This is a genomic window from Microvirga flavescens (assembly GCF_003290125.1).
GTDB classification, from domain to species: domain Bacteria; phylum Pseudomonadota; class Alphaproteobacteria; order Rhizobiales; family Beijerinckiaceae; genus Microvirga; species Microvirga flavescens.
This window is the reverse complement of sequence record NZ_QMKH01000005.1, coordinates 181,256-203,638: the sequence shown is the minus strand read 5'-3', so window position 1 is coordinate 203,638 and position 22,383 is coordinate 181,256. Positions and strand designations below refer to the sequence as shown.

Sequence of the window (22,383 nt, the reverse complement as noted above, 5' to 3'; positions counted from 1 at the left end):
GATGGTGGCTGTCTCTCAGAAGCAGTTCATGATGAGCATGGATCGTCCCTCGCGCCGCTCGAACCAGTCTGGTTTCGATAAGATCTTTCGCCTCGCGAGCCTGGGCTCGGCCCTTCTCGTCCTCATCGTCCTCGCGGGCATCATCGGATCGATGATCCATGGCGGCCTTCCCGCGCTCATCGAGTTCGGCCCCAGCTTCATCACCTCCAGCGTCTGGGATGTGCAGAGGGATCAGTATGGCGCTCTCGTCGCCATCATCGGCACGCTCACCACGGCTGTGATCGCGCTCGTGATCGGCGTTCCGATTTCCATCGGCATCGCGATCTTCCTCACCCAGCTCTGTCCAGCATGGCTGCGCCGCCCGGTTTCGACCACCATTGAGCTTCTCGCTGCCGTCCCCAGCATCATCTACGGCATGTGGGGTCTCTTCGTCTTCGCGCCGCTCTTTGCAAAGTTCGTCCAGATCCCGGTCTCGAAGATCGTCGAAGGGCTTCCGGTCTTCGGCACCATTCTCTATTCGCGCGTGCCCTCGGGCGTCGGCGTGCTGACCGCCGGCATCATCCTCGCCATCATGATCATCCCGTTCATCGCGTCAGTAACGCGCGATATTCTCGATCAGATTCCGACGATCCTGCGTGAGAGCGCCTATGGCATCGGTTGCACCACCTGGGAGGTCGTGCGCCATGTGCTCGTGCCGCAGGCGGGCGTGAGCATCATCGGCGCGGTCATGCTCGGACTTGGCCGCGCCCTCGGCGAGACGATGGCGGTCACCTTCGTCATCGGCAATGCCAACCGCCTGTCGGCTTCCCTGTTCGATCCGGGCTCGACCATCGCATCGCGCATCGCCAACGAGTTTAACGAGGCCATCGGCCTCCAGCTCAACGCGCTGATGGCCCTGGGCTGCATTCTGTTCCTCGTGACGTTCGCCGTTCTCGTGCTCGCGCGGCTTCTCGTCGCGCGCGTGAAGACCCGTTGAGGAGAGTGCCGATGAATGCCGCTTCGCAAAGCGTTCAGACGACACCGGCCCCCTGGGGCCGGGTGCGACGCGGGCGCTATGTGGCGGACCGCGTGCTGCGCATCATCTGCACGCTGTTCACGGCGCTCGGCGCTTTCGTGCTCGGCTGGATTCTCCTGATGCTTCTTTATGAGGGCATCACCGCACTCTCGCCTTCGATCTTCGTCGCGACGACACCGGGTCCCGGCACCAAGGGCGGCGGCATCGCCAATGCGCTGGTGGGCAGCCTCATTCTCACCTTCCTCGGCATCGCCGTGGCGACGCCCATCGGCGTCATGGCGGGCACATATCTCGCGGAATACGGCAAGGGCTCGAAGCTCGCGGAAGTCATTCGCTTCATCAACGATATCCTGCTCGCGGCGCCTTCGATCCTGATCGGCCTTTTCGTCTACACCCTCATGGTGCGGCCGATGGGCGGCTATTCCGGATGGGCGGGCGGCGTGGCGCTTGCCATCATCGCCGTGCCGGTGATCGTGCGCACGACGGAGGACATGCTGCGCCTCGTGCCCGGATCGCTGCGCGAGGCAGGGGCCGCTCTCGGCGCGCCCATGTCGACGGTGATCCGCGCCATAACCTGGCGCGCGGCGCGCGCCGGTATGGTGACGGGCGTGCTGCTCGCCACCGCGCGCATCGCCGGCGAGACGGCACCGCTGCTCTTTACCGCGCTCAACAATAACTTCTGGTTCAAGCCGAACCTGATGGGCGGCGTCGCGAACCTGCCGGTGATGATCTACCAGTTTGCGCTCTCCCCTTATGAGAACTGGCGGCAGCTCGCCTGGGCGGGCGCTCTCGTCATCACGTTGTCGATCCTGGCGCTGTCTGTCGTGGCGCGCCTCTTCCTGAAAAAGGATAAAGCCCGATGAACCCCGTCGCTGTCAGCGCGAGCTCCGCTATCGGACAGATACCTGCCGATATCGCCTCTCCGGTGCGGATCGCCGTCAAGAACCTGAATTTCTACTACAGCGACTTCCGGTCGTTGAAGGACATCTCGCTCGATTTCCATGACCGGCAGGTCACGGCGCTCATCGGTCCGTCCGGTTGCGGCAAGTCGACATTGCTGCGCACCTTCAACCGCATCTACAGCCTTTACCCCGAGCAACGCGCGGACGGACAAATCCTGCTCGACGGGCAGAATATCCTCTCCAACAGCATCGACGTGAACGAGCTGCGTGCCCGCGTCGGCATGGTGTTCCAGAAGCCGACGCCGTTTCCCATGTCGATCTACGACAACATCTCCTTCGGCATCCGCCTCTACGAGAAGCTTGGAAAGGCGGATCTCGACGTCCGCGTGGAGGAAGCTCTTCGCAAGGCGGCCCTGTGGGACGAGGTCAAGGACAAGCTACGCCAATCGGGCATGGGCCTTTCCGGGGGTCAGCAGCAGCGCCTTTGCATCGCGCGCACCATCGCGCAGAAGCCCGAGGTGATCCTGCTCGACGAGCCGACTTCGGCTCTCGATCCGATCTCCACGGGCAAGATCGAGGAATTGATCGAGCAGCTGCGGACAGAATTCACCATCGTGATCGTCACGCACAATATGCAACAGGCGGCGCGTATTTCGCAATTCACCGCCTTCATGTATCTGGGCGAGCTGATCGAATTCGGGCCCACGAACAAGATGTTCATGACCCCGAACCAGAAACAGACCCAGGACTATATCACCGGTCGCTTCGGCTGATCGCAGCGTTAAACGGGAGGCCTCCTCATGGCGGAGCATATCGTCAGCTCCTACGACACCGATCTTCAGGATCTTCGTCGTCGCATATCCGAAATGGGCGGCATCGCCGAGAAGATGCTGATCGATGCCATCGCGGCGCTGGTGCGCAGCGATGTTCCTCTGGCGCAGGCCGTCATCGCTGCCGACGCGCGGCTCGACCTTCTGCAGCGCGAGGTGGAAGAGAGCGCGATCAGCACCATCGCCCGCCGCCAGCCGCTCGCCATCGACCTTCGCGAGACGATTTCGGCCATCCGCGTCTCGGGCGATGTGGAGCGCATCGGGGATCTTGCCAAGAACATCGCCAAGCGTGCCCTGGCGATTGCAGGGCAGTTCCAGCCGCAGAAGATCGTCGTCGGCCTCCAGCACATGAGCGATCTCGTGCTCGGTCAGTTGAAGGACGTGCTCGACGCCTACGCCGCGCGCGACACCGAGCGGGCGCTCGACGTGTGGAAGCGCGACGGCGCGATCGATGCGCTCTACACCTCGCTCTTCCGCGAGCTTCTGACGTACATGATGGAAGATCCGCGCAACATTTCGTACTGCACGCATCTTCTCTTCTGCGCCAAGAACATCGAGCGCATCGGCGACCACACCACCAACATCGCCGAGACCATTCACTACCTCGTCACCGGCGAGACGCTGGCCATCGACCGGCCCAAGAACGACCGTTCCATCGACGCGACAGCCATCGCGACGGGAGCATAGGGCATGGGACCGCGCATTCTCATTGTCGAGGACGAGGAGCCGCTGACCCTTCTCCTGCGCTACAACCTCGAGGCCGAGGGCTACGAGGTCGATAGCGTCAATCGCGGCGATGAAGCCGAGATCCGCCTGCGCGAGCAGGTGCCGGATCTCGTGCTGCTCGACTGGATGCTTCCCGGCCTGTCGGGCATCGAGTTGTGCCGCCGCATTCGCGTGCGCGCGGAGACCGAGCGGCTCCCTGTCATCATGCTCACCGCGCGCGGCGAGGAGGGGGACCGCGTGCGCGGCCTCGCGACCGGCGCCGACGACTACATCGTCAAGCCATTCTCGGTGCCGGAGCTGTTGGCGCGCGTCCGCGCTCTCCTGCGCCGCACGAAGCCTGCTCACATCGCGACCCTGCTCATCGCGGGCGATGTGGAACTCGACCGCGAAACGCGCCGGGTGCGGCGCGGGCCGAACGAGATCCATCTCGGGCCGACGGAATTCAGGCTTCTGGAATTCCTCATGCAAAGCCCCGGCCGCGTGTTCAGCCGCGAGCAGCTCCTGAACGCGGTGTGGGGGCACGACGTCTATATCGACGAGCGGACCGTGGACGTTCATGTGGGGCGCTTGCGCAAGGCCCTCAACGAGCCGGGCAAGCCCGACCCGATCCGCACCGTGCGCGGCGCGGGCTATTCCTTCGACGAGATCTTTGCCCGCGGCGAAGCTGCTGTGGGTTAGACTACGTTCTCGCAAAGACATAGCAAACGAAAAGGGCGTCGGAGATCATCCGACGCCCTTTTCGTTCAAAGGATGTTTTCTTGCGCCTCAGGCGCGCGCGATCTTCTTGTCGCGGCGGCGGTCGATCACCGGCTGATAGGCGATCTGGGCGTGATGCGTGCAATAGGGGACGCCCGGGTTGGAGCGGGCGCCGCAGAAACGGAATTCCGGCTTCGTCGGGTCGCCCATCGGCCAGCGGCACATGGACTCGCGCAGCTCCATGATCGTCACGCGCTCGGAGGTCGGCAATCCGACATCGTCGTCCATGACGGGCAGCTCGATCTCGGGTGATGCGGAAACGACGGTCGCGATGGGAGCGATGACGACATTGCTGCGCACGGGAGCGGCAATCGGCGTCGGCGCGCTCGGCGCGCGCGTCGTCTTGCGCGGACGGGCCGTCGCACCATTCGTCGCGGGCTTCGCGGTCTTGGTACGGCCTGAGAGGCCGAGGCGATGAACCTTGCCGATCACGGCGTTGCGGGTGACGTTGCCGAGTTCGGCAGCGATCTGGCTCGCGCTCAAGCCGTCCGACCACAGCTTTTTAAGCTGCTCGACCCGCTCGTCGGTCCATGTTCCGCCCGCATCAATCATTTTCAACTCTCCAATCGGGGCCGCTTTCGCCCGAACATTGAATCGGCCAGCTGTCGCGGACGAATGCGTCCGACCGCGCCACGAAGGTCGCTCCTGAGGGTAAAGCCGCCGCACGAATGTCCGTACGCGACGGGGTGGAAGTTACAAGATCGTCGGAGGCGGGTGCAAGAGACGTGCGTCCTCCCGCTCCGTTTTCCCCAGGGAACTCGTCACGGTCCATATCGCCAGCGTGATCAGTGAGTTCATTTCTCTTGAATTGACAAGGGGTTCAGCCTCGTTAGAATCCCTTATCGTGCCGCCCCGGTTGGGCGGCGCTTTCTTTTTCGGGCCCCGGGGTGCGACTTTGGGGCCTCTCAAGCGGAGACAAACCCGTGAAATCGCCCCTGTTGCCGACCTACGCTCGCGCCGAACTGTCCTTTGAAAAGGGAGAGGGAGCCTGGCTCTTTGGCCGAGATGGGCAGCGATATCTCGATTTCGGGGCCGGCATCGCCGTCAACGCCTTGGGGCACGCCAATCCGCACCTCATCAAGGCCTTGACCGATCAGGCGGGCAAGATCTGGCACACCTCCAATCTCTATCAGATCCCGGAGGGTGAGCGGCTGGCTCAGCGCCTTGTGGAGAACACCTTCGCCGACGTGGTCTTTTTCAGCAATTCCGGCGCGGAGGCCAACGAGGCGGCCATCAAGATGGCGCGCAAGTACCACGCCGCCAACGGCAAGCCTGAGCGTTTCCGGGTGATAACCTTCGAGGGGGCCTTCCACGGCCGCACTCTCGCCACAATTGCCGCCGGTGGGCAGGCCAAGTATCTCGAAGGCTTCGGGCCGAAGGTCGAAGGTTTCGATCAGGTGCCCTTCGGCGATATCGAAGCCCTGAAAAAAGCCATCGGCCCCGAGACCGCCGCGCTGATGATCGAGCCGATCCAGGGCGAGGGCGGCGTTCGTCTGGTGCCGGGCGCGTTCCTGCGCGAGCTGCGCAGCCTGTGCGACCAGCACGACCTTCTCCTGATCTTCGACGAGATCCAGACCGGCGTCGGGCGCACCGGCAAGCTCTTTGCCTATGAATGGTCCGGCGTGACGCCGGATATCATGAGCGTCGCCAAAGGCATCGGCGGCGGGTTTCCGATGGGTGCCTGCCTTGCCACCGCGCGCGCGGCTTCCGGCATGACGGTCGGCTCCCACGGCACCACGTTCGGCGGCAATCCGCTCGCGATGGCCGTGGGCAATGCCGTGCTCGACGTGATCCTCGAACCCGGCTTCCTCGAGCATGTGCAAAAGGTCGGCCTTCTGCTCAAGCAGCGCCTCGCGGAGTTGAAGGATCGCCACCCCGCCGTCATCGCCGAAGTGCGCGGTCAAGGGTTGATGATGGGCCTACGCACGCATGTTCCGAACACCGAGTTCATCGCCGCCGCGCGCAAGGAAAAGCTGATCGTCATCGCCGCCGGCGACAACGTCACGCGCCTTCTGCCGCCTCTCATCATTTCCGAGGCCGAGGTTGCGGAGGCTTTCGAGCGCATGGACGCGGCCTGCACATCCATTGAAACTGAACTGAAAGCCGCTGCGCAGCGGGGAGCAGCAGAATGACTACCCAGAACGTCCGTCACTTTCTCGACCTGTGCGATTTCACGGGCGAAGAAATCCGCCATCTCCTGAACGTCGGCTCCGCCATCAAGGCGAAGCGCCGCAAGGGCGAGCCGCCGAAGGAGCGTCCGCTCGCGGGCAAGGTTCTGGCGATGGTGTTCGACAAGCCCTCGACGCGCACGCGCGTCTCCTTCGATGTGGGCATGCGCGAACTCGGCGGCGAGACGCTGATGCTGACCGGCAAAGAAATGCAGCTCGGGCGCGGCGAAACCATCGGGGACACCGCGCGCGTTCTCTCGCGCTTCGTGGATGCGATCATGATCCGCACGCTCGACCACGCGATGGTGACAGAGCTGGCCTCCGCCGCGTCGATCCCGGTCATCAACGGATTGACGAAATCGACGCATCCTTGCCAGATCATGGCCGATGTCATGACCTTCGAGGAGCATCGCGGCTCCATCAAGGGACGCACCATCGCGTGGTCCGGTGATGCGAACAACGTTCTGGCCTCGTGGGTTCACGCGGCGGCGCGTCTCGACTTCCAGATCAACATCGCCGCTCCGCCGGAGCTGGCGCCGCAGAAGGAGCTGCTCGACTGGGCGGCGAAGGAAGGCGCGAAGATCAACGTGACGACGGATGCCTTCGCGGCCGCCGAGGGTGCTGATGCCATCGTCACGGATTGCTGGGTCTCGATGGGCGACGAGGACGAATATCGCCGCCACAACCTGCTTAAGCCCTATCAGGTCAACCGCAAGCTCATGAGCGTCGCCGCTAAGGATGCGATCTTCATGCACTGCTTGCCCGCGCATCGCGGCGAGGAAGTGACCGATGAAGTCATGGACGGTCCGCAATCGGTCGTCTTCGATGAGGCCGAGAACAGGCTGCACGCGCAGAAGGGCATTCTCGCCTGGTGCCTTGGAGCAACCGGAGCATGAATTCCGCGCCTTTCGAAGGAAATGACGATTTCGTTCTACCCTTCGCGGTGGAGCCGCTCGACGTGCGCGGTCGCGTCGTGCGGCTCGGTGCGTCCATCGACACTATCCTGACGCGCCACGGCTATCCCGATGCAGTGTCCCGCGCGCTTGGTGAGGCGACAGCGCTCACGGTGCTTTTGGGCTCGTCGCTGAAGTTCGAGGGGCGCTTCCAGCTCCAGACCAAGACCGATGGTCCCATCGAAATGATCGTCGTCGATTTCGATGCGCCGGACCGCGTGCGCGCCACCGCGCAGTTCGATCGTGCGAAGATCGAAGCGTTGGGAGAGGGCACGTTCAAGACCGCCGATCTGATCGGTTCCGGCTATCTTGCAATGACCATCGATCAGGGCTCCGCGGCGAGCCGTTATCAGGGTGTCGTCGCGTTGGAAGGTCAGGGCTTCGAGGAAGCCGCGCACCAGTATTTCCGCCAGTCGGAGCAGATTCCGACGCGCGTTCGCCTCGCCGTCGCCGAGCAGGTCGAGGAAGGCCGCCGCACCTATCGCGCCGGCGGCATCATGATCCAGTTTCTGCCGAATTCACCGGAGCGGATGCGGCAGGCCGAATTGCCGCCCGGCGACGCGCCCGAAGGCCACACATTGTTGGACCCTTCGGCGATGGAGGACGATGCCTGGGTCGAGGCGAAGTCCCTCATCCAGACCGTCGAGGATCACGAATTGATCGACCCGACGGTGTCGAGCGAGCGGCTTCTCTACCGCCTCTTCCATGAGCGCGGCGTGAGCGCCTTCGATGGGTTGCGCGTGCATGAAGAATGCCGCTGCTCGCACGAGCGCATCATGGGCATGATGCGCCGCTTCTCCGCGCAGGATCGTCACGACATGGTCGGCGACAACGGCCGCATCGGTGTCACCTGCGAATTCTGTTCGCGTTTCTACGATCTCGATCCCACCGAGGTGGAAGCGGAGATCGCGAGCACTGGATCAGACGACGGCGATAACGCCTGATGATTTCAGCGCGTACCTCGATATGCGCTGAAGCCATTCATCACACGCAAGTAGCGGCGAGACGGCGCATGAAGGCGGCGCCCGCCTCAAACTGCGCAAGGGTGATGTATTCGTCCGGCTGGTGCGCCTGGTTGATGGAGCCGGGGCCGCAAACCACCGTCGGAATTCCGGCAGCCTGATAATGTCCCGCTTCCGTGCCGAACGGCACGGTGTGCGTTTCGTTGCGCCCGGCAAGGCGTAAGGCCAGCGTTTCGGCTGCGGAACCGGGCTGCGGGGCAAGACCCGGTACGGCGGCTTCAAGCTGCGTCTCGATGCGTCCGAAATCACCGAAGCGGTTGAGCCGCTTGAGCGCCACGTCTTGCGCGAAACGTTCGAGGCGCGTTGGGATCTCCTGCGGGTCGAGGCTCGGCAGGCCACGGAACTCCCACAGGAACGAGCATGACTTCGAGATGATGTTCCGCGCCGTTCCGCCGGAGATCGCGCCGACATGAACGGTAGTGTAGGGCGGATCGAAACGCCCGCTCGGATCGCCGCGCTCCATCATCTCGTCGCCGATGCGGTTGAGTTCGCAGATGAGTTCCGCCGCCGTCATCACCGCGCTGGCGCCGAGATAGGGCTTTGAGGAATGCGCCTCGTGCCCGTGCACGGTCGTCGTGAAGGTCACGACGCTCTTGTGCGCGTCGACGACGGTCAATTCCGTCGGCTCGCCGACAATGGCGGCCTTCGGCAACGGAAGCTCGTGCCCGAGCTTGCGGATGGTGTCGATCACGCCGAGGCACGTCGTCTCCTCGTCGTAGGAGAGCATGATGTGGATCGGCGTCGTCAGGCCCGCTGTTTGGAATTCCGGAATGAGCGCCAGCGCCAGAGCGTCGAACGCCTTCATGTCGACCGCGCCACGGCCATAGGCGCGCCCGTCCTCGACGCGCAATGTGTAGGGATCTGAGGTCCACGCCTGACCCGTCACCGGCACCACGTCGGTATGACCCGAGAGCACGACGCCGCCGCGATCCTGCGGGCCGACGGTGGCATAAAGCGCCGCCTTGTCGCCGGTTTCATTCGGCACGCGAATGAAGGGCACGTTCCAGCTCCGCAAATACTCCTCAACGAAGGCGATCAGGGCGAGGTTGGATTTGGAGCTCTCGGTATCGAACGAGACAAGCTTCGCCAGCATTTCAAGCGGCGTCAGCCGCTGGCCGTTGGGAGACATGGGATCCTCTGATCGTGGCACCCGATCCCCCGGACCGGGCTGTCGATGGTGGTAATAGCCCGCTGCGCCAGCGTCAATTTTCAGAGGGCGAATGCGCGCTCTGGGGAAGAGGTATCCTACCGATAGTTGCAGGACGGCCGCTCTTGCTGTAGCGGGACAATATTACATGGATGAAATCCCTTATGACCACGCAACCTGACAGCACCCTCATCGCCCTTGCCAATGGGGCCTATCTCTCGATCTGGACGGTTGGCGCCGATTCAAGCGCCATCGAAGGCCAGGTCACGAATGCACGGACCTCGGCGAAAGGCGCGGTCTTTTCCATCGCCGCCAGCGCAGGGGTGACGCGCTCACATCTTTCGGCGACCGAATTGAGCGACGGCCGCCTCGTCGTCATTTGGGAAGAGACGAGCACCGCGGGCAAGCATACGATCAAGGGGCGCGTCTTCGGTTCTGACACGGCGTCGGCGTCGGACATCTTCGAGATCGGGCCGAGCGCTGCGAACCGGACGTCGCCGAATGTGGTTGCGGACCAATACGGCGGGTTTTCCGTCATTGCGAATGACGGCCCGAAGGTTACGAGGGTCGATGTCAATGCTGCCGGAGACCAATCCTCAGCGACTGTCTTGATGGATGAGGGCTTCAACCCTTCCGTTGCTGTGCTGAGCTCCGGCGCGGTCATTACGGTGGCTTCCATTGCCGCCGAGAGCGGTGGATACGAAATCGCTGGCGTGATGCAGGGCGCCGACGGCGTGATTTTGATGTCGAAAGTGTTGGCCGTACGCAATGAGCCGACGCCGTCGCATCCCACCGTCACGGGCCTCTCCGACGGTAAATACGTGGTGGCTTGGGAGGGGGTTCTGGGCGGACAGCAGAGTGTCATTTTCCAGACCTATCTTATGGGCACCCCCTGGGGCGGCGCATCGCACTTTGATCCACTGTCGGCGGGTCAGGTGTTCGCCAATCCCGTCGTCATGGCTCTCTCCGGCGGCGGATACGCTTACGCCGCAACTCACGGAACAGCGAGCGATGCCGATATCTATGTCGGTTCGGTGCGCAACTCCTCCGCGGACATGTCAGCGGATCTGATCAATGCATCCTCAACCGGCCATCAGATCGACCCCACCATTGCGATGTTGCGGGATGGCCGTCACGTCATCAGTTGGCTCGAAGCGTCCGGCTCTACCTTTGCGGTGAAGACGAAGGTGTTCGACGCCCGATCTGCAGGCGTGAATGTCACCGGCACTGCCGGCAGCGATGATTATAGGGGCACATCAAACGACGATAGCCTTTCGGGGCTTGGCGGCGACGATTACCTCGAAGGCAACGGCGGCAACGATGTCCTCAATGGCGGCACCGGGGCCGATACCATGGTTGGCGGTGTCGACTTCTGGTCGAAGAACAATACGACGTATCACGTCGACACGGCGCTCGATAAATGCATCGAGACGTCGGACGGCGGGACGGACAAGATCGTCACGTCAGTTGATTGGACGCTTGGAAGCTACATCGAAAACCTGACCGCCATCGGATCCGATGCACTTGTGCTCACCGGCAACAGCCTGGCCAACACCATCACCGGCAATTCGGGGAACAATAAAATCTCCGGCGGTCTCGGCAAGGACACCCTGAAGGGTGGTGAAGGCAGGGACATCTTCGTTTTCAACACGAAACTGAGCAAAACGAATATCGACACGATCCTCGACTTTGCAGTCAAAGAGGACGTGATCCATCTCGACAACAAGTACATGTCGAAGCTGGGTAAGGGCTCGCCCACGAAGCCGATCAAACTCAGCTCGAAAATGTTCTGGACTGGAGCCGCAGCGCACGATGCGGACGACCGGGTGATCTACAACAAGAAGACGGGCGCGCTGCTCTACGATGCGGATGGCTCCGGCTCCGGTGCGGCGGTGCAGATCGCAACTTTGAGCAAGAACCTCAAGCTCAAGGCCGACAAGTTCTTCGTTATATAAGGTCGGACGCAAGCCCGATAAAACAGGCTCGACGGCTTGGCGCTGTCGGGCCTCTCCGATTGCCGGGAAAAGCCGATCACGAGCTTAGAGCATGATCAGAACAAGTGGAAACCGGTTGTTCGCCCGGATCATGCGGCAATAAAGGAATCGAGAGGCTGAGTGTGTTTCAAAGAGACACGATCAGTCTCTAGTGAACGGTTTTTTTGATGTGCGGGCTGTCGAGGGAAAAGGCCGGGATTTCGGCGTTGAAGCTCTCGCCTGAGCTTGTCTCCATGACATAGCTGCCCTGCATGGTGCCGCTTGGCGTCGGGAGGGGGCAACCGCTCGTGTAGTTATAGCTCTCGCCGGGGCCGAGCACGGGCTGCTCGCCCACGACGCCCGCGCCGCGCACTTCCTGGATGCGGCCATACTGATCGATGATCTTCCAGTACCGCGACCGCAACTGTACGCGCTCGAGGCCCGTGTTGATGATCTCCACCGTGTAGGCAAAGAAGTAGCGGCCTTCCTCCGGGGAGGATTCCTCCGGCATGAAGCGTGGGGTCACCATCACGCTGATACCGCGGGTTATGGCCTTGTACATCGAACCTCTCACGGGTGGAGCCCGGGGCCACTGTGGTACGGCGATGAGGTTTTGCCGTCAATCGAGGCGAAGAGGGGCGGATCGGCGCGGTGCGGCGAACCGGCGCTGCTGCCCTGAAGCGTCCGGAGAACCGCATGGGGAGAACAGGGGCCATGCCCCTTGGCCCCATAGCCGGATTTAAGCTAGGGAAAGGGAACAAGCGCGGGAAAAGACATGGTTGCGTTGCAGGACGGTATCCAATCGGCTGACGCCATCGCGCGCCTCGCGGAAGCAGGCGTAATCAAAACGGATGCGCCTTTCGCCTCCGACCAGATCCAGCCAGCGAGCCTGGACCTGCGCCTCGGGCGGCGCGCCTACCGGGTCCGCGCGAGCTTCCTGCCGGGTCCGGGACGGGACGTGCGCGACAGGCTTGAGCATCTGAGCTTTCACGAGATCGACCTGACGGCGGGCGCCATTCTGGAAACCGGCAGCGTCTATATCGCCGAGCTGCAGGAAAGCCTTGCCCTGCCGGCGGATCTTTCGGCCGCCGCCAACCCCAAGAGCTCGACGGGCCGGATCGACGTTTTCACCCGTGTCATCACCGACCGCGCGCAGGAATTCGACACCATCGGCGCGGGCTATCACGGCCCGCTCTACGCCGAAATTTCGCCGCGCACCTTCCCCGTTCTGGTGCGCACCGGCACCCGCCTGTCCCAACTGCGCCTGCGCAAGGGGGCTGCCCGCCTGAGCGACGAGGAGCTTCTCGCGCTTCACCGGCGGGACCCGGTCGTGACCTCCGCCGAGCCCTCCATTCAGGACGGCGTCGCGGTCAGCGTCGATCTTGAGGGGTTCGGCCCCGACAAGCTCGTCGGCTATCGCGCCAAGCGCCATACGGGGCTGGTCGACGTGGACAAGCCCGGCTCCTGCCGTGTCGCGGATTTCTGGGAGCCGCTTTATGCGGATGAGAGCCGCACGCTCATTCTCGACCCCGGCCAGTTCTACATTCTCGCCTCCAAGGAGGCTGTGCGTGTGCCGCCGGATTTCGCGGCCGAGATGGTGCCTTTCGATCCCCTCGTCGGCGAGTTCCGCGTTCACTACGCAGGCTTTTTCGATCCCGGCTTCGGCCATGAGGCGGCGGGCGGCGAGGGTGCGCGCGCGGTGCTCGAAGTGCGCTCCCGCGATGTGCCCTTCATCCTCGAAGACGGCCAGATCGTCGGCCGTCTCGTCTATGAGCGCATGGCCGAACGCCCGAAGATGCTCTACGGCTCCGGCGCAGGGTCGAACTATCAGGCACAAGGGCTGAAGCTCTCGAAGCACTTCAGGTAATCGGCCTCATCGCCGCGTGAAGGCTCATCCGTGCGGGTGCGGCCTGCGCACGAGCCATGTCACCGACAGAAAGGCTCCGATCCAGGAGCCGAGGGCGGCGAAGGCGACGTAGACCGCGTGCTCCGTGTAGCTGATGACGGCGAAGGCCGAGAGCAGATACCAGATCCCGCTCCAATTGGCCGCCCGCACCCGGTGCCGCGCGACGACGGCGGCGTTGAAGAACACATAAGCCGCATCCGTCGTCGCTGTCGCCAGAACGACGCCGAGGGCGGTGAGTGGGTCGATATTGAACGGCATGGGAACCGGCTCCATAACCTCATCCGAAGGAATGCCCGGACGCTCCGGGCGTTGCCCGCCAGCGGGGAGGGTGGCGCCGGAGTCTGAACGGGCAAGGGGGTATAATGCCGAAGCTGCAAGCCGTTCTCGAAACCGCCCTCTATGTGGACGATCTCGCACGCGCCAAGACTTTCTATGAGACGGTGCTGGAACTGAGGGTGCTGCGGGCGGACAGCCGCTTCTGCGCCTTCGACGTGAATGGCCGCAATGTCCTCCTGCTCTTCAAGCGCGGCGGCTCCGCGAAGGCCATGCCGATGCCGGGTGGGGTCATTCCGCCCCATGATGGGGCCGGGCCCCTCCACATGGCCTTCGCCATAAGCGCACAGGATCTTTCCGCCTGGGAGGCGGCCCTGGCCAAGTACGGCATTGCCATCGAGAGCCGCGTCACCTGGCCGAGGGGCGGCACAAGCCTCTATTTCCGCGACCCTGACGGCCACGCCATCGAACTGGCGACGCCGGGATTATGGGAAATCTACTGACCGCCGCCGAGAAGGACCGTTGCTGTGAGAGCCTCGCCCTTCCGGGCTTGACGTCCTCCCCCTGAAACGGTGTACACCAGAGACGACGCGGGTGTAGTTCAGAGGTAGAACGTCAGCTTCCCAAGCTGAATGTCGTGGGTTCGATTCCCATCGCCCGCTCCAATCTCGTTAGAGTAGATCGCGAAAGCCGAGCTAAAAGCCGCTATTGCGCAACTGTTGATTCTATTAAACCGAGGCGGCCCACAAAGTTGGGTATCCCGACAGCCGTGAATTCCATCAGTGCTCAGCATAAGCTAAGCTATGTAAAATGGCGGGGGCCAGTGGATGTACGCGGTAGGACAGTTCTTCGGCGGCTTGATGATCTTGGGTCTCGTCACACAGTTGCTGATGAGGACATTGAAGAGATGGAATTCTGACGTTCCCGGTATCCTCACTGCCAATGGGTTATTGCTGTTCATTGCGACCATACTTGGTGGGTTCGGGATGGCCGATGGCGGGGAGCCCGTGTTCAGGGAAGCATTCGCTAACTACGTTCTCCCGCAACTCGCCGTTTTGGGCTTTTCTTTTTGGCAGTGGAACAGATTTTACAGGGAAGTCGTATCGGCGGTTAAGCCAGTTATCGCCCCTGCGACGGCTTCTGGTGAAACAAAATTTCCGCAGATGAAGTGGCTATACGCCGCTGTGTCGCTGATCGCTTTTGCAGTTTGCTACGTCCTCGCCAAAGAAGGTGTCAGATACTTGAATGTGTCTACTCAAGCGGAGAAAGAGACCGCTTCGAACCGTGGCCTCCAGCAGGCACGGGACAACATGAAGACCACTCTTCCGAAGAAGCTTGATGATGCGACGACCCTAGTCGATGTGCAGGTCGAAGGCCTGAATATGACTTACGTCAACGAGATTGGGGCTGAGTACGAGGTAAAAAATATCGACGCCATCGAAGCGCTAGTGAAGAAACAGGTCTGCGCCTCTAGCATGGTCAAATCCATAAGCCAGGGAATTTCTTATACCTACGAATATTGGGGCCCGCATCCTGAAAGAAAATTCTGGGGTCGATTTAAGATTTCATCCTGTCCGTAGCCCGATGGCCGGAGCAAGCGTGGACGGGAGTGCGTGCTAAAAGCTTGCCCTGATTATCATAGCCTTGTTCCCGCCTCACACCTTGGCGGCGCTCTCCGTGCGGATCCTCTCCCGCCCATGAAACACCGTCATCGTATCGCGCCGTGCGATGCCGATGAGGGTCATGTCGTGATCGCGGGCACGGTCGAGCGCGAGCGAGGTCGGGGCGGAAATGGCGACGAGGGTTCGTGCGCCGAAGGCCGCGACTTTCTCCACGAGTTCGAAAGAGCAGCGGCTTGTGACGATGACGAAGCCCTGAGCAGGGCTTGTGCCGTCACGCAGGAGCGCGCCGATCAATTTGTCGAGGGCGTTGTGGCGGCCCACATCCTCGCGCACGGCGAGGAGGTTTCCTTCGAGATCGGCCCAGGCGGCGGCATGGACGGCGCGGGTTTCCCGGTTGAGGGGCTGCGCGCGCTCCAGCGCATCGAGGGCGCGGGCGATGGCGGCGGCGGCGATGGCGGGAGCCGCATGCGAAGGCGCGCGCGCTTTCGGCAGGGCTTCGAGATCGTCGATACCGCACAGGCCGCAACCGGTGCGGCCCGCAAGAGCGCGACGACGTGAGAGATGCATTTGCAGGCGCTCGGAGACGAGGTCGATGTCGAGGTGAAGGCCCTTTTCCACCTCGGCCACGCGCACGGCGCGGATGTCGGCGGCTTGTTCGATGATGCCTTCGGTGAGGCTGAAGCCGTAGGCGAAATCCTCGAGGTCCGACGGCGTCGCCATCATCACCGCGAAGGGCAGCCCCGCATAGATGAGGTTGACCGGCGTCTCGACCGGCACGGCACGGCTTGCGGGCGAGGCGTCGCCATCCCCGAAAGGCACGACGATTGTGGGAACATCCTTCGCGGCGCGCAGCGGCAATCTCCTCCGGCATCTTCGTGAAAGCTTACACGCCGCAGGCCGCCCGCTCAATTGCGCGGTCAGATGCTCACTTCGCTTGCGGTGATCGTGTACTTCACGGTGTCCGGCGTCAGGCAATCGAGGCGGCCTGCCGCCGTTTCCACCTGCGGATACATCAGGAAGCCGATGGCGGGACCTTGCGATCCGGGAAGGGCGAGATCGTGCGCCGTGTTGTAGGGCAGCCAGTTCCCATCCCATGCGCCAAACAGGATCTTTCTCATGGCGATGACCCTCGGCGAGTCGAGCGGCAGGCCTTCGGGCGTTTCCTCCAGCATCACCTTGCGCACGTCGGCGGGGTCCATCGGCACCCATCCGTGACTGGAGAGATAGACTTCGGCGCGGCAGTGCTGCGCCTTGGTGATGGTCGGCGAGTTTGCGCCGAGACTCTTGTAACCCAGTTTCGATGGTGCGACGCGCACGCCGTAAATATCGCGCGCCGGAATGCCCGCCGCGCGCACGAGGCCGACGAAGAGGCCGTTGAGGTCGGCGCACTTGCCGCCGAAATCGTTGGCCTTCAGCATGGCGGCCACGTCGCCCTCGCCGCAGCCGCGCGTGGCGGCGCGCCGGAAGGTGTTCTCGATCATCCACTCATAGATGGCGCGAACCTTGGCGATTTCGCCGTCCGCTCCCGCCGTGATCCTGTCCGAAAGCGCCTTCACCGCGCCGTCTGTGGGAATGAGAGCGGTCGGCATGAGGTAGAGGCGTCTCTCGTCATCGCTCAAGGCCTCCGCCTGTCCCTGCTTTGACAGATCGACGGCGCGCTCGCGCGTGGCGAAGCGGCTTCTCACGACGATGGAGGGAGAAGTTGTTCCCTCTCCCCAGACCACATGAAGCATCTTTGCGCGATAGACGGGATCCTCGACGACGGCCGTCGATGCGGCATTCGTCTGCCAGATGTCGCCTTGCGGGAGCGCCCAATCCGGCGCGGAGAATCCCGTCAACGGAATCCAGGCCTGTGTGCGACCGGCGGGCTCGGCGACGTCGAGGCTCGTCACGACCTCGAAGGATCGCCAGCCTCCGGCGATGTCAGGATCGGCAAGGACGCCTTTCGGCAAAGCCAGCGACGCCGAGAGAACGGCGCCGGTCATCAGGATGTCGCGGCGGGTCTTCATGAGGAGGGCTCCCGTGTCAGGGCAAGATCAGAGCAGGCCTTGTCGGCCATGACGAGGTGTGGCTCATGGCTCGCAGGCAGATGGCTGAAGCGCGTCAGACCGCCGTCACAAAGCCGCGACCGCGGATGCCGCGCGCGCTTCATGACGCTTGTGTGCAAGCCCCGCGACGCGGGAGCGGTTGTCAAGGACACGCCTTCATTCTGTGGCGGTCCTGTTCTCCGTCAAGGAGATGGGGTCTTTGAGGTCAGCTTCCTGTTTGACACTGGAACTTCCCAAAATTACCCTAAATTCAGGTCGATAGATGCTGCAGTGCAGAAACTGAAGGAGGGTTGCCATGAACATGGAACTCTCACGGCGCGGCTTCCTGAAAGTTGCCGGCGTGGGTGTTGCGGGGACCTCACTCGGAGCTTTTGGCTTCGGTGATCTTGAAGCGGCGCAAGCCGCAGCGATCAGGCCCTTCAAACTCGTCAATACGATGGAGACGCGCAACACCTGTCCGTATTGCTCCGTCGCCTGCGGCATCATCATGTATTCCAAGGGCGATCTGCGCAAAGGCGAGAACGCGGAGATCGTCCATATCGAGGGCGATGCCGACCATCCCACCAATCGCGGCACGCTTTGCCCGAAGGGCGCGGCGCTCAAGGATTTTGTGAAGGCCGAGACCCGGCTGAAATATCCGATGCTCCGCAAGCCCGGCTCGGACAAGTTCGAACGCATCTCCTGGGATCAGGCGCTCGACAGGATCGCGCGCCTGATGAAGGATGACCGCGACGCGAACTTCATCGCCGCCAACAATGCCGGGGTGCCGGTCAACCGGTGGACGACGGTCGGCTTTCTCGCCGCTTCCGCCACCACCAACGAAACCGCGTATCTGACCTATAAGGTCGTCCGCAGCACAGGGATCGTCGCATTCGATAATCAGGCGCGCGTCTGACACGGCCCCACGGTGTCCAGTTTGGGCCCAACATTTGGCCGTGGCGCGATGACCAACTCGTGGACCGATATTCGGAACACGGATCTCGTCGTGATCATGGGCGGCAACGCCGCCGAAGCGCACCCATGCGGCTTCAAGTGGGTAACGGAAGCGAAGGCTAATCGTGGCGCGAAGCTGATCGTCGTCGATCCGCGCTACACGCGCTCGGCCTCCGTGTCCGATTTCTATGCGCCGATCCGGCAGGGCACGGATATCGCGTTCCTGCTCGGCGTCATCAACTACTGCATGCTGAACGACAAGGTGCAGTGGGAATACGTGAAGGCCTTCACCAACGCGACCTATGTCGTGAAGGACGGCTTTGCCTATCAGGACGGCCTGTTCACGGGCTATGACGAAAACAAGCGCGACTATGATCGCTCGACCTGGGATTACCAGATCGGGCCGGACGGCTTTGCCGTCGTCGACGAGACGCTGCAAAATCCGCGCTGCGTCTGGAACATGCTCAAGGCGCATGTGGCGACCTACACGCCCGAAATGGTGGAGCGCATCTGCGGCACGCCCAAGGACAAGTTCCTGAAGGTGGCGCAGATGATTGCCGAATGCTCGACGCCGACGAAGACCATGACGTCGATGTACGCGCTCGGCTGGACGCAGCACTCCAAGGGATCGCAGAACATCCGCTGCATGGCGATGCTGCAGCTCATCCTCGGCAATATCGGCGTGCGCGGCGGCGGCATGAATGCGCTGCGCGGGCACTCGAACATCCAGGGCCTCACGGATGTCGGCCTGATGTCGAACCTCTTGCCGGGATACATGAACATCCCGGTGGAGAAGGAAGCCGATTTCGCGACCTATATGTCGAGCCGGGCCTTCAAGCCGCTGCGCCCGAACCAGACGAGCTACTGGCAGAACTACAAGAAGTTCTTCGTCAGCTTCCAGAAGGCGATGTGGGGAGATGCGGCCACCGCGCAGAACGATTTTGCCTATCACTACCTGCCGAAGCTCGACGTGCCGGCCTACGACGTGCTGCGCACTTTCGAGCTGATGCACCAGGGCAAGGTGAACGGCTATTTCTGCCAGGGCTTCAACCCGCTTCTCGCCTTCCCCAACCGCCAGAAGATCACGGAGTCGCTCTCCAAACTGAAATGGCTCGTGACGATGGATCCGCTCGACACGGAAACGTCGCGCTTCTGGGAGAACCACGGCGTCTACAACAATGTCGATACCGCCTCCATCAAGACCGAGGTGATTCAGCTTCCCTCGACCTGCTTTGCAGAAGATTTCGGCGCGCTCACCAATTCCGGCCGCTGGCTGCAATGGCACTGGGCCGGTGGCACGCCGCCGGGCGAGGCCAAACGCGACAACTGGATCATGGCGCAGATCCATCGGCGTCTGCGCGCGCTCTATGAAAAGGAGGGCGGACCGTTTCCCGATCCGATCCTTGGCCTCACCTGGAACTATGCCGACCCAGATGAGCCCACGGCGGAGGAATTGGCGAAGGAGATGAACGGCTACGCCGTCGAGACGCTCTACGATCCTGCTGACCCGAGCAAGGTGGTGCTGGAGAAGGGCAAGCAGGTCGTGAACTTCTCCGTCCTGCGGGACGACGGTTCGACGGCCTGTGGCTGCTGGATCTATTCCGGGTGTTTCAACGAGGCGGGCAACAACATGGCCCGCCGCGACAATTCGGACCCGGACGACACGGGCGCTTATCCGAACTGGACCTTCGCGTGGCCGCTCAACCGGCGCATCCTCTACAATCGTGCCTCGGCGGATGTACAGGGCAAGCCGTGGGATCCCACGCGCAAGCTCATCGCGTGGGACGGCACGAAATGGTCGGGATACGACGTGCCGGACATCGCGCCCAATGCGAAGCCGGACGTGGTCGGCCCGTTCATCATGAACCAGGAAGGCACGGCGCGGCTCTTCGCGCGCGGCCTCATGCGCGAAGGACCGTTCCCGGTCCATTACGAGCCGTTCGAAGCGCCCATCGCCAACGTGATTGCGCCGAAGATCCGCGGCAACCCGGCGGCGCGCGTGTTCCAGGACGATTTGAAGCAGTTCGCGACGTCGGAGGAGTTCCCTTACGCGGCGACGTCCTACCGGCTCACCGAGCACTTCCATTACTGGACCAAGCACAACAGGGTGAACGCGGTTCTGCAGCCGGAATTCTTCGTCGAGATTTCGGAACAGCTCGCCAAGGAAAAGGGCATTACGCCCGGCTCATGGGTGCGCGTGTGGTCGAAGCGAGGCGAGGTGAAGGCCAAGGCCGTGGTGACAAAGCGCATCAAGCCTTTGATGTGCGACGGCAAGCTCGTCCATGTGGTCGGCATTCCGCTGCACTGGGGCTTCATGGGCGCGGCGCGAAAGGGCTGGGGCCCCAACTCGCTCACGCCGTTTGTCGGTGACGCCAATATCGAGACGCCTGAGTACAAGGCGTTCCTCGTCAACATCGAGCCCACCACCGGGCCGGTGACGTCTTAAAGGAGGAAAGCGATGGAGCCGAGTCCGCACACCGCCCAAAGCAATCCTCCGGTTTCGAACGTGGTCTCGAACCTCTCCGAGAGGGATCTCGTTCGCCGCTCCGCCTCCACCATTCCGCCACCGGCGCGCCAGCTGGAGCCGGTGGCGAAACTCATCGACGTGTCGAAATGCATCGGCTGCAAGGCCTGCCAATCGGCCTGCATCGAGTGGAACGATACGAGCCCGGCGATCGAGACGAATGTCGGTGTGTACGAAAACCCGCACGACCTCACGCCCGAGATGTTCACGCTCATGCGGTTCACGGAGTGGGACAACCCGCAGACCGGAAACCTCGAATGGCTGATCCGCAAGGATGGCTGCATGCATTGCGAGGATCCGGGTTGCCTCAAGGCCTGCCCAGCGCCCGGGGCCATCGTGCAATATTCCAACGGCATCGTGGACTTCGTGCACGAGAACTGCATCGGCTGCGGCTACTGCGTGAAGGGCTGCCCGTTCGACATTCCGCGCATCTCGAAGGTCGATCACAAGGCCTACAAGTGCACCCTGTGCTCGGACCGCGTGGCGGTCGGCCAAGGACCGGCCTGCGCCAAGGCCTGCCCCACCCATGCCATTTCCTTCGGCACGAAGGAGGACATGAACAAGTTGGCCGACAGCCGCATCAAGGACCTCAAGTCGCGCGGTTATGACAATGCGGGCCTCTACGATCCGCAGGGCGTCGGCGGCACGCACGTGATGTATGTGCTGCACCACAACGACCAGCCGGAGATCTACGCCAACCTGCCGCGCGATCCGAGGATCAGCCCCGTCGTCAACGCGTGGAAGGGCATGGCGAAGTATGTCGGCTTCGCCGCGATGGGCCTGGCCGCCGCCGCCGGCATTCTCCACTCCGCGTTCGTCGGACCCAACCGCGTGACGCGCGAGGATGAGGAGAAGGCCGAGAACCTGGTGAAGGATAACGCCTGATGGAACCGGACGATATCGAAACGGGAGATGCGATCCGCCCGGGCAAGCCGGTCGTGGTCGATCGCTACAAGAAGGGCGCGCGGATCAATCACTGGATCACGGCGGCATGCCTGATCCTGCTTGCGCTGTCGGGTCTCGCGTTGTTCCATCCGTCCCTGTTCTTCCTCACCGGCCTTTTCGGAGGTGGACAGAACACCCGCGCTCTTCATCCGTGGATCGGCGTCGTTCTCTTCTTCAGCTTCGCCGGCCTCTTCTTCCGCTTCTGGCGGGCCAATCTGCCAAAGCGCGTCGATGCCGAATGGCTGGCGCATGCCAACGATCTGCTCGCCGGCCATGAGGAAAAGATGCCGGAGGTCGGAAAATACAATGCCGGGCAGAAGTTCATTTTCTGGAGCATGACGACCCTCATCGTCATTCTCATCGGCACCGGCATTCTCATCTGGGACCAGTACTTCTACGCCTGGGCCACCATTCCGCAAAAACGCGTGGCCGTGCTGGCGCACTCGCTCGCGGCGGTGGTCATCATCTGCGTGTGGATCGTCCATGTTTATGCGGCGATCTGGGTGCGTGGCACCATCAACGCCATGACGCGCGGCTCGGTCACGGGCGGCTGGGCCTGGCGGCATCATCGCCTCTGGTTGAAGGAACTGGCCGAACGGCATAAGTTCAAGAAACCGACGGCGCCTGCCGAATAAGGCGC

The 22,383-nt window shown here is 62.5% G+C and carries 21 protein-coding genes and 1 tRNA gene; 16 read left to right on the top strand and 6 right to left on the bottom strand.

The features are described from left to right. Nucleotides 1–37 precede the first annotated feature (37 nt). Genes pstC through phoB form a run of 5 tightly spaced genes read left to right on the top strand, consistent with a single transcriptional unit; the run spans nucleotide 38 to nucleotide 4,151 of the window. Nucleotides 38–976, top strand: coding sequence for a phosphate ABC transporter permease subunit PstC (gene pstC, locus DQW91_RS11755; protein WP_425373397.1), 939 nt, complete (start codon nucleotides 38–40; stop codon nucleotides 974–976). Between the two features lie 11 nt (nucleotides 977–987). Next, nucleotides 988–1,878, top strand: a complete 891-nt coding sequence (gene pstA, locus DQW91_RS11750) for a phosphate ABC transporter permease PstA (protein ID WP_112663823.1) — start codon at nucleotides 988–990, stop codon at nucleotides 1,876–1,878. Beyond that, nucleotides 1,875–2,690 carry a phosphate ABC transporter ATP-binding protein PstB gene (pstB, locus tag DQW91_RS11745; RefSeq protein WP_112663822.1) on the top strand — a complete coding sequence of 272 codons (816 nt, stop codon included), beginning with the start codon at nucleotides 1,875–1,877 and terminating at the stop codon, nucleotides 2,688–2,690. Before pstA ends, pstB begins: the two co-directional genes overlap by 4 nt. Before the next feature lie 27 nt (nucleotides 2,691–2,717). Continuing rightward, nucleotides 2,718–3,434: a phosphate signaling complex protein PhoU gene (gene phoU, locus DQW91_RS11740; RefSeq protein WP_112663821.1), complete on the top strand. Its 717-nt coding sequence runs from the start codon at nucleotides 2,718–2,720 to the stop codon at nucleotides 3,432–3,434. 3 nt (nucleotides 3,435–3,437) lie between these two features. Next, nucleotides 3,438–4,151 carry a phosphate regulon transcriptional regulator PhoB gene (phoB, locus tag DQW91_RS11735; protein ID WP_112663820.1) on the top strand — a complete coding sequence of 238 codons (714 nt, stop codon included), beginning with the start codon at nucleotides 3,438–3,440 and terminating at the stop codon, nucleotides 4,149–4,151. Between the two features lie 87 nt (nucleotides 4,152–4,238). Here phoB and DQW91_RS11730 read toward each other — a convergent pair whose 3' ends face one another. After that, nucleotides 4,239–4,781: a GcrA family cell cycle regulator gene (locus tag DQW91_RS11730; RefSeq protein WP_112663819.1), complete on the bottom strand. Its 543-nt coding sequence runs from the start codon at nucleotides 4,779–4,781 to the stop codon at nucleotides 4,239–4,241. Nucleotides 4,782–5,152: 371 nt separating this feature from the next. On the opposite strand from DQW91_RS11730, the gene DQW91_RS11725 reads away from it, so the two are divergent. From DQW91_RS11725 to DQW91_RS11715, 3 genes are read left to right on the top strand one after another with little or no spacing between them, the layout of a single operon-like run. Beyond that, nucleotides 5,153–6,361: an aspartate aminotransferase family protein gene (locus DQW91_RS11725; RefSeq protein ID WP_112663818.1), complete on the top strand. Its 1,209-nt coding sequence runs from the start codon at nucleotides 5,153–5,155 to the stop codon at nucleotides 6,359–6,361. Next, nucleotides 6,358–7,293 carry an ornithine carbamoyltransferase gene (argF, locus tag DQW91_RS11720; RefSeq protein WP_112663817.1) on the top strand — a complete coding sequence of 312 codons (936 nt, stop codon included), beginning with the start codon at nucleotides 6,358–6,360 and terminating at the stop codon, nucleotides 7,291–7,293. The genes DQW91_RS11725 and argF overlap by 4 nt, the downstream gene beginning before the upstream one ends. After that, nucleotides 7,290–8,294: an Hsp33 family molecular chaperone gene (locus DQW91_RS11715; protein ID WP_112663816.1), complete on the top strand. Its 1,005-nt coding sequence runs from the start codon at nucleotides 7,290–7,292 to the stop codon at nucleotides 8,292–8,294. Before argF ends, DQW91_RS11715 begins: the two co-directional genes overlap by 4 nt. A gap of 40 nt (nucleotides 8,295–8,334) precedes the next feature. Here DQW91_RS11715 and argE read toward each other — a convergent pair whose 3' ends face one another. After that, nucleotides 8,335–9,501, bottom strand: a complete 1,167-nt coding sequence (gene argE, locus DQW91_RS11710) for an acetylornithine deacetylase (protein WP_112663815.1) — start codon at nucleotides 9,499–9,501, stop codon at nucleotides 8,335–8,337. Between the two features lie 182 nt (nucleotides 9,502–9,683). On the opposite strand from argE, the gene DQW91_RS11705 reads away from it, so the two are divergent. Then, nucleotides 9,684–11,474: a calcium-binding protein gene (locus DQW91_RS11705; RefSeq protein ID WP_112663814.1), complete on the top strand. Its 1,791-nt coding sequence runs from the start codon at nucleotides 9,684–9,686 to the stop codon at nucleotides 11,472–11,474. Nucleotides 11,475–11,661: 187 nt separating this feature from the next. Here DQW91_RS11705 and apaG read toward each other — a convergent pair whose 3' ends face one another. Then, complete coding sequence (gene apaG / locus DQW91_RS11700; protein ID WP_112663813.1) at nucleotides 11,662–12,054, bottom strand: Co2+/Mg2+ efflux protein ApaG; 393 nt, start codon at nucleotides 12,052–12,054, stop codon at nucleotides 11,662–11,664. A 213-nt stretch (nucleotides 12,055–12,267) separates the two neighbouring features. On the opposite strand from apaG, the gene DQW91_RS11695 reads away from it, so the two are divergent. Beyond that, nucleotides 12,268–13,359: a 2'-deoxycytidine 5'-triphosphate deaminase gene (locus tag DQW91_RS11695; RefSeq protein WP_112663812.1), complete on the top strand. Its 1,092-nt coding sequence runs from the start codon at nucleotides 12,268–12,270 to the stop codon at nucleotides 13,357–13,359. Between the two features lie 24 nt (nucleotides 13,360–13,383). On the opposite strand, the gene DQW91_RS11690 is transcribed toward DQW91_RS11695, so the two are convergent. After that, entirely contained in the window at nucleotides 13,384–13,656 is a 273-nt protein-coding gene (locus tag DQW91_RS11690) for a hypothetical protein (RefSeq protein WP_112663926.1), read from the bottom strand. A 104-nt stretch (nucleotides 13,657–13,760) separates the two neighbouring features. Here DQW91_RS11690 and DQW91_RS11685 point away from each other — a divergent pair, with 104 nt between their 5' ends. The 3 genes from DQW91_RS11685 (at nucleotide 13,761) to DQW91_RS11675 (ending at nucleotide 15,251) form a co-directional block, all read left to right on the top strand. Then, nucleotides 13,761–14,174, top strand: coding sequence for a VOC family protein (locus DQW91_RS11685; protein WP_112663811.1), 414 nt, complete (start codon nucleotides 13,761–13,763; stop codon nucleotides 14,172–14,174). Nucleotides 14,175–14,261: 87 nt separating this feature from the next. Continuing rightward, nucleotides 14,262–14,336, top strand: a tRNA-Gly gene (locus tag DQW91_RS11680). A gap of 162 nt (nucleotides 14,337–14,498) precedes the next feature. Next, nucleotides 14,499–15,251 (top strand): hypothetical protein, encoded by a 753-nt coding sequence (locus DQW91_RS11675; RefSeq protein ID WP_112663810.1) that lies wholly within the window; start codon nucleotides 14,499–14,501, stop codon nucleotides 15,249–15,251. A gap of 75 nt (nucleotides 15,252–15,326) precedes the next feature. Here the strand turns inward: DQW91_RS11675 and fdhD are convergent, their stop codons facing one another. Next, nucleotides 15,327–16,151, bottom strand: a complete 825-nt coding sequence (gene fdhD / locus DQW91_RS11670; protein WP_245410998.1) for a formate dehydrogenase accessory sulfurtransferase FdhD — start codon at nucleotides 16,149–16,151, stop codon at nucleotides 15,327–15,329. 59 nt (nucleotides 16,152–16,210) lie between these two features. After that, nucleotides 16,211–17,302: a transglutaminase-like domain-containing protein gene (locus tag DQW91_RS11665; RefSeq protein ID WP_112663809.1), complete on the bottom strand. Its 1,092-nt coding sequence runs from the start codon at nucleotides 17,300–17,302 to the stop codon at nucleotides 16,211–16,213. A 334-nt stretch (nucleotides 17,303–17,636) separates the two neighbouring features. On the opposite strand from DQW91_RS11665, the gene fdnG reads away from it, so the two are divergent. From fdnG to DQW91_RS11650, 3 genes are read left to right on the top strand one after another with little or no spacing between them, the layout of a single operon-like run. Continuing rightward, nucleotides 17,637–20,720 (top strand): formate dehydrogenase-N subunit alpha, encoded by a 3,084-nt coding sequence (gene fdnG / locus DQW91_RS11660; protein WP_112663808.1) that lies wholly within the window; start codon nucleotides 17,637–17,639, stop codon nucleotides 20,718–20,720. 12 nt (nucleotides 20,721–20,732) lie between these two features. Further along, nucleotides 20,733–21,683 carry a formate dehydrogenase subunit beta gene (gene fdxH / locus DQW91_RS11655; protein ID WP_112663807.1) on the top strand — a complete coding sequence of 317 codons (951 nt, stop codon included), beginning with the start codon at nucleotides 20,733–20,735 and terminating at the stop codon, nucleotides 21,681–21,683. After that, the gene (locus DQW91_RS11650; RefSeq protein WP_245411014.1) at nucleotides 21,680–22,378 is read left to right on the top strand and encodes a formate dehydrogenase subunit gamma; all 699 of its coding nucleotides are present in this window, start codon (nucleotides 21,680–21,682) and stop codon (nucleotides 22,376–22,378) included. Before fdxH ends, DQW91_RS11650 begins: the two co-directional genes overlap by 4 nt. The last annotated feature ends 5 nt before the right edge of the window (nucleotides 22,379–22,383 follow it).

What these genes read in the sequence shown, in the direction of transcription:
- fdxH (WP_112663807.1), top strand. Translation starts at nt 20,733, where the DNA reads ATGGAGCCGAGTCCGCACACCGCCCAAAGCAATCCTCCGGTTTCGAAC.
- DQW91_RS11690 (WP_112663926.1), bottom strand. Translation starts at nt 13,656, where the DNA reads ATGCCGTTCAATATCGACCCACTCACCGCCCTCGGCGTCGTTCTGGCG.
- pstB (WP_112663822.1), top strand. Translation starts at nt 1,875, where the DNA reads ATGAACCCCGTCGCTGTCAGCGCGAGCTCCGCTATCGGACAGATACCT.
- DQW91_RS11705 (WP_112663814.1), top strand. Translation starts at nt 9,684, where the DNA reads ATGACCACGCAACCTGACAGCACCCTCATCGCCCTTGCCAATGGGGCC.
- DQW91_RS11695 (WP_112663812.1), top strand. Translation starts at nt 12,268, where the DNA reads ATGGTTGCGTTGCAGGACGGTATCCAATCGGCTGACGCCATCGCGCGC.
- DQW91_RS11715 (WP_112663816.1), top strand. Translation starts at nt 7,290, where the DNA reads ATGAATTCCGCGCCTTTCGAAGGAAATGACGATTTCGTTCTACCCTTC.
- DQW91_RS11665 (WP_112663809.1), bottom strand. Translation starts at nt 17,302, where the DNA reads ATGAAGACCCGCCGCGACATCCTGATGACCGGCGCCGTTCTCTCGGCG.
- DQW91_RS11730 (WP_112663819.1), bottom strand. Translation starts at nt 4,781, where the DNA reads ATGATTGATGCGGGCGGAACATGGACCGACGAGCGGGTCGAGCAGCTT.
- argE (WP_112663815.1), bottom strand. Translation starts at nt 9,501, where the DNA reads ATGTCTCCCAACGGCCAGCGGCTGACGCCGCTTGAAATGCTGGCGAAG.
- apaG (WP_112663813.1), bottom strand. Translation starts at nt 12,054, where the DNA reads ATGTACAAGGCCATAACCCGCGGTATCAGCGTGATGGTGACCCCACGC.
- phoB (WP_112663820.1), top strand. Translation starts at nt 3,438, where the DNA reads ATGGGACCGCGCATTCTCATTGTCGAGGACGAGGAGCCGCTGACCCTT.
- DQW91_RS11685 (WP_112663811.1), top strand. Translation starts at nt 13,761, where the DNA reads ATGCCGAAGCTGCAAGCCGTTCTCGAAACCGCCCTCTATGTGGACGAT.
- pstA (WP_112663823.1), top strand. Translation starts at nt 988, where the DNA reads ATGAATGCCGCTTCGCAAAGCGTTCAGACGACACCGGCCCCCTGGGGC.
- phoU (WP_112663821.1), top strand. Translation starts at nt 2,718, where the DNA reads ATGGCGGAGCATATCGTCAGCTCCTACGACACCGATCTTCAGGATCTT.
- argF (WP_112663817.1), top strand. Translation starts at nt 6,358, where the DNA reads ATGACTACCCAGAACGTCCGTCACTTTCTCGACCTGTGCGATTTCACG.
- pstC (WP_425373397.1), top strand. Translation starts at nt 38, where the DNA reads ATGGATCGTCCCTCGCGCCGCTCGAACCAGTCTGGTTTCGATAAGATC.
- DQW91_RS11675 (WP_112663810.1), top strand. Translation starts at nt 14,499, where the DNA reads ATGTACGCGGTAGGACAGTTCTTCGGCGGCTTGATGATCTTGGGTCTC.